Genomic DNA, 5,092 nt, shown 5'->3' with positions numbered 1-5,092 from the left:
TAATATTTTCCTTAAATGACAATAATATGTAAATGATAGTTGAAAGAAACAAGATTAATGAAGTAAATATAAAAGTGTCAATAACATTTCCTAATCCAGCACCGTTTTTGTCGTTAATGATATGAATTATTGAAATTATTATTCCAACTGCCAAAATTCCGTATAAAATTTTAATTCCGTGTTCTTTCATTTTTTAACGTGATGTGGTGAGCTTGCTGCCAACGTTCTCGCGCTACAGCGGGTTTGGGACTAAATTAAGCCCTATTTTCGGATTTGCCAAATCATCCCAAATACAAAACCAACTTTCCATTAAGCCAATTGCCCAAATCCGTTGTAGCGTGTGTTGGCAGTAGTATTTTTATTCAACTTCTATTTCTATTTTCGTTTTCCACCACCATCCTTTTCTGTTGTCTTTCAGAATTTTAGCAATTGAGTTTGTGCTTTTATAAATAGTCTTGATGTCTTTAGTTTCAATTTCTATATTTTCTATGCCTTTGACTTTTTCATCAACTTCATTTTCTGACCACGTTCCCATCCCGCAGTATAGGTTTTGCGTTGCATTTGGTGCTACCTTAAAAACAATTGAATCACCTACAGAAGCTTGTTTTAGACTTTCGCTTGTATTATTTGCGCCTACTTTGATTTTAATTTTGATTGGAGATTCTGTTTTATTGACAAAGTTAATATCGCGTGAAGGATCACAACTAACAAGAAACAATAAAAGAAAACTTAAAATTGAAAATTTTAGGATGTTCTTCATTTTAGAGTAATATTTATTCTTCATTTAGTGATTTTTAATTGGAGGAGGAGGAGGAGGAGGAGAAACTCTATAAATATTTTTATAATCAATTTTTTTTTTGGTCTCAATTAGTTTTAAATGCTCTTTAGTGGTATAAATCCAATTTGAAAGAGAATCTAATTCTTTGGGCTCTTTGTAGCTATGAACAAAAATTGTTTTGTTTAAATCATCTTTTTTTATGATTATTTGATAAGCTCTTCCGTCAAAATAATCTTCATAATATTCTGATTTTATTTTTTTAAAATCTATTTTTTTTATTAAATCACTTAATTGATTTCTTTGTTCTTTTGTAAGTATTGCATAATAATTTGTTTTTGCTTTGGGAAATTTTTTCCCATATCTTTCAGAAACGTTCCAATGTTCTCTTATATAAATCGTGTCATTTTCTGTGAATTTTATTAAAAATAGAGTTGAAAAAGTTCCACTATATGTATATTCTAACGAGTCAAAATCTTTCTCTTTTTTTGTACAAGATATTAAAAGCGACAAAATGAAAATAATAAATAATTGTCTTTTCATATGGCATTTTCTGTTTTAGTAGGTAATATTACTGCCAACGTTCTGCTACTACAGCGGGTTTGGGTTCTAAATTAAGATTTATTTTTCGGTTATCACTAAACATCCAAATACAAAACCATTTTCCAATTAAGCCAATTGCCCAAATCCGTTGTAGTAGCTGTTAGCGGATGGTTTTTTATCTGATTGTTATCCAATCCATTTTTGTTTCAGTTCTTTCTGGTTTTGTTGAAGCATCTATTTGTTGGTATTCTCCAATTCTTTCATTTTCGTCTGTCATAAATACAAAGTTCCAATTATTTTCCTCGTCAGACATAAATTCCCAACTCATCATTAAATCTTGGTTTATTTCAATGTTTGGATATTTCTTCTGTATTTCGGTCACTTTTGACTTCGGATTTAGTCCATTATTTGTTTTCAGATTTTTACTTAATGCAATAATGACTAATATTACTTCAGAATCCATTTTAGGCACAAGTGCTAAAACAGGTTCGTTTTCCAATAAATAAATATATGCTTTTCCACCGCCATCGAAACCAAAATCATATGCTTCAGCTTCTTTTTTGGATAAACCGTTCAGTTTTTTTTCAGCATCATAAATATTCATTCCAACTTTTATGTCGCCTATTTGTCCTTTTGAAATTTTGAACGCTTCAAAATCAAATCCTTTTGTTTTTTTCTTCTGAGATTCAACTTTTTGATTTCCAATATTCGAAGGTTTAATTTGTTTTTCAGTATTGTTTTTACACGAGAGTTGAAGTATGATAAGAAGTATTAAAGTTATCTTTATTTTCATTTTTTTTTAATTGCAATTTTGTCGCAAACTATCCGCCAACGTTCCCGCGCTACACGCAGGCTGGGATTAAAGATGCGTAATCTTTCGGTTAAAAACAAATGTATCAAATACAAACTATTTTCAAATTAAACCAATTGCCCAGCTTGCTTGTAGCGTGTGTTGGCAGTAGTAATTTCTTTGGTGTCCTAATAATCATTAAAGTTTTCCTCGTCCCATATTTTTTCGCCTAAATATTTTTCGCAAAAATCGTAACGTTTTATTATTCCTTTTTCGGGGTCTCTGTTAAATTGAAAAATCCATATTTCGTTGTTTACGATTTTTATTCTACAAAATTTTCTATCCCCACACGCGTCACTTGAACAAATTTGAATTGAAGTTTTCTTTAAAATTACTTTTCCATTAGCATTAATTATTCGGTCAACATTAATTATCTTTTTGTGAGGTAATTTCCAAAAAATAAATTTCCGCTTCTTCTCAATTCTTTCAGTTTTTAATGTTAAGTTTTCGACAGAACATTTTTTTGCGTTTTGGATTGAGTCCTGTGTTGATTTCAATTTATTCATACTAATCACAGAAAGCGAAAAGAAACTAAAAACGATTGATGTTATAAATGTTGTTCGCATTCGATTTTTGTGATTATTACTGCCAACGTTCTGGTACTACAGCGGGTTTGGGAACTAAATTAAGATTTATTTTTCGGTTATCACTAAACATCCAAGTACAAAACCATTTTTCCATTAAGCCTATTGCCCAAATCCGTTGTAGTAGCTGTTAGCGGTTGTATCTTTTCATTTCCTATTCTCTTATTATTGATACTATTAAACCAAATGTCAAAATTAGCATAAAAATAAGCCAACCATATCCTTGAGTGTTTTTTAAAGAATCTTCTTCAATATTTAACTTGTAATATGATTTAGTAATATTTCTTAGATTTTTCGCTAAATTTTTATAGTTAGTAACCTCAAAGGAAGTAATTACTATTTTTTTAGATTCAAATAATTCTAGAGTAATTTTTTTTCCATTATAAACTTCAATAGTTGAGAAATTATGAGATGATTTAACATTATAATCATCTTCTTTAACTTTTCTTACATCGCTAAAATCAATATTTTTTATGTAAAAAAGTAAAGGATAAGAAATTGTCAAAGCTTCATTTGTCAGTATTACTTTTTTTGACTTTAGTAACATAAATAAACAAACCAAGGTGAAAGTAGCAAACAGTACTAAAAGTATCCACATCATAATACTGTCTGCTATTCCCTCTATAATCCATTCTGAATTATACATATAGAAAGTAATACTAGAAAAAAATAATATTCCAGATAGACTGAAACCAATTTGCAGTAAACTTGGATTTGCAATTATTTTTATTTTTTCACTCATTTTGTGTTGATATAACCGCTAACGTTCTGGCACTACAGCGGGTTTGGGACTAAATTAAGCCCATTCTTCGGATTTGCCAAATATTTCAGATACAAGACCAACTTTTCATTAAGCCAAATGCCCAAATCCGTTGTAGTGGCTGTTATGGGCGGTATTTTTACGTGATATTGTGCCAATAATGTCCGCATCCATTTTTACATTCGGTTTCTCGTCTTTCAGTATCCGTAATTTTGAAAATCCAAAGAAGCGAAATGATTATTTTTTCATATTCACTTTCGGGTAATTCACTTAATTTTTTAAAAGCATTTTTGGTTGAAAATTTATTAAGTATGATAATTGGTGTAAAAGTTTGTTTGATTGGAATGCTAACAATTGCTTTTTGAAAAGAGTCAGAATTGTAATCAGATTTATTTGGAATCGCATTAAAGATGTAATTTTTTAGAATTTCAAATGTTTCATTAAAATCAAATTCAGAATTTTTCAAGATTAGTTCTTGACCTTCGTCAAATTCAGTTTTGTTCTGGGCGATTAAATTAATTTGTTTGTCAAGTGTAGTCATTTTAATTAAGCATCAAATTCCGCATAGTATATAATTCGTTCAACTTTTTTAACGTCTGATTTGAATTCTTCAATTTTCAATAGGTCATCATAAAAATCTTGTAAAACAAAAATTTCTAAAAAATATTCAAATCCTGGACATTTTGTTTCGGCTATTATGCTCAACTGCATTTCCATTTCTTCAGGAGTTAATTCCAAAACTAAAGCTTCAGAATCTGGTAGAAATTTTCCATTATTTCTTTTTGCAAAAATTGAATGTATAATTTCTTCAGTGTCTATATAATTCTTGCAGTTTAAAATTGCTTCACTCAATATCATTTCTTTCAATGTTGTCTTTTGATTGTTAGTTCCTCAAATATCGCCCATAACGTTCTGGTACTACAGCGGGTTTGGGTTCTAAATTAAGATTTATTTTTCGGTTATCACAAAACTGCCAAATACAAAACCATTTTCCCATTAAGCCAATTGCCCAAATCCGTTGTAGTAGCTGTTGTGAGCTGTTGTTTTTACGTTACATTTTGGTGTCTTAAATAATCAGCTAATAACTTTCCCAAGTTTTCCTTTTCATCTAATCCATAATATTCATCATCTAGTTCATTGAGTTTCATTTCAAAGGAATTATCATAATTATCGTATTCTCTTCCTGCAACCAATTCTATAAATCTGCTATCTGAATAATTTTTAGGATTGATATGTTTTAAACAAGTTTCCAATATTTTATAGCTATAATTTGCTCCGATTCTTTTAAAATCTTCAAGAGTTTCATATGCAAAAATTCCATAGCAGTTGTCAAAATATTGGATTAAGCCACCGTTCATTAATTCTAAATTCAGTATTCCAATCCTATAAACCGTAGCAACTGGTTCTTCCATTTCATTTACAACTTTTCGCCATTTTTTCAAATCTGTAAAGTCAGATATGTTTTCTTGAATTTTAGTTCCCGCTATCTCACAGTAAACAAAATCTATTAATTCTTCGTCTGATAATTTATTCAAATTCATTTTCATAGTTTTCGTTTGGTTACAATTGCTCCCAACGTT

The 5,092-nt window shown here is 29.6% G+C and carries 8 protein-coding genes; all 8 read right to left on the bottom strand.

All coding sequences use genetic code 11. From position 1 onward, the window contains the following. Positions 1-190, bottom strand: a 190-nt coding sequence (locus ACSVH9_RS16125) for a hypothetical protein (protein ID WP_438064597.1), incomplete at its 3' end; no start/stop codon positions are given. A gap of 168 nt (positions 191-358) precedes the next feature. Continuing rightward, entirely contained in the window at positions 359-784 is a 426-nt protein-coding gene (locus tag ACSVH9_RS16120; RefSeq protein WP_438064596.1) for a hypothetical protein, read from the bottom strand. Further along, the gene (locus ACSVH9_RS16115) at positions 785-1,318 is read right to left on the bottom strand and encodes a hypothetical protein (protein WP_438064595.1); all 534 of its coding nucleotides are present in this window, start codon (positions 1,316-1,318) and stop codon (positions 785-787) included. A 175-nt stretch (positions 1,319-1,493) separates the two neighbouring features. Continuing rightward, positions 1,494-2,111, bottom strand: a complete 618-nt coding sequence (locus tag ACSVH9_RS16110; RefSeq protein ID WP_438064594.1) for a hypothetical protein — start codon at positions 2,109-2,111, stop codon at positions 1,494-1,496. A gap of 795 nt (positions 2,112-2,906) precedes the next feature. After that, complete coding sequence (locus ACSVH9_RS16105) at positions 2,907-3,494, bottom strand: hypothetical protein (protein WP_438064593.1); 588 nt, start codon at positions 3,492-3,494, stop codon at positions 2,907-2,909. A 157-nt stretch (positions 3,495-3,651) separates the two neighbouring features. Continuing rightward, the gene (locus ACSVH9_RS16100) at positions 3,652-4,053 is read right to left on the bottom strand and encodes a DUF5958 family protein (protein ID WP_438064592.1); all 402 of its coding nucleotides are present in this window, start codon (positions 4,051-4,053) and stop codon (positions 3,652-3,654) included. Positions 4,054-4,058: 5 nt separating this feature from the next. Beyond that, complete coding sequence (locus ACSVH9_RS16095; protein WP_438064598.1) at positions 4,059-4,370, bottom strand: hypothetical protein; 312 nt, start codon at positions 4,368-4,370, stop codon at positions 4,059-4,061. A gap of 188 nt (positions 4,371-4,558) precedes the next feature. Next, positions 4,559-5,092 (bottom strand): DMP19 family protein (locus ACSVH9_RS16090; protein WP_438064591.1); only part of this gene is annotated, 534 nt, incomplete at its 5' end.

Source organism: Flavobacterium sp. RSSB_23 (assembly GCF_051547145.1).
GTDB lineage: Bacteria > Bacteroidota > Bacteroidia > Flavobacteriales > Flavobacteriaceae > Flavobacterium.
This window is presented reverse-complemented; position numbering and strand designations above follow the sequence as displayed.

Coding starts and splice junctions, on each gene's coding strand:
- ACSVH9_RS16120 (WP_438064596.1), bottom strand. CDS start 784: ATGAAGAATAAATATTACTCTAAAATGAAGAACATCCTAAAATTTTCA.
- ACSVH9_RS16115 (WP_438064595.1), bottom strand. CDS start 1,318: ATGAAAAGACAATTATTTATTATTTTCATTTTGTCGCTTTTAATATCT.
- ACSVH9_RS16095 (WP_438064598.1), bottom strand. CDS start 4,370: ATGATATTGAGTGAAGCAATTTTAAACTGCAAGAATTATATAGACACT.
- ACSVH9_RS16100 (WP_438064592.1), bottom strand. CDS start 4,053: ATGACTACACTTGACAAACAAATTAATTTAATCGCCCAGAACAAAACT.
- ACSVH9_RS16110 (WP_438064594.1), bottom strand. CDS start 2,111: ATGAAAATAAAGATAACTTTAATACTTCTTATCATACTTCAACTCTCG.
- ACSVH9_RS16105 (WP_438064593.1), bottom strand. CDS start 3,494: ATGAGTGAAAAAATAAAAATAATTGCAAATCCAAGTTTACTGCAAATT.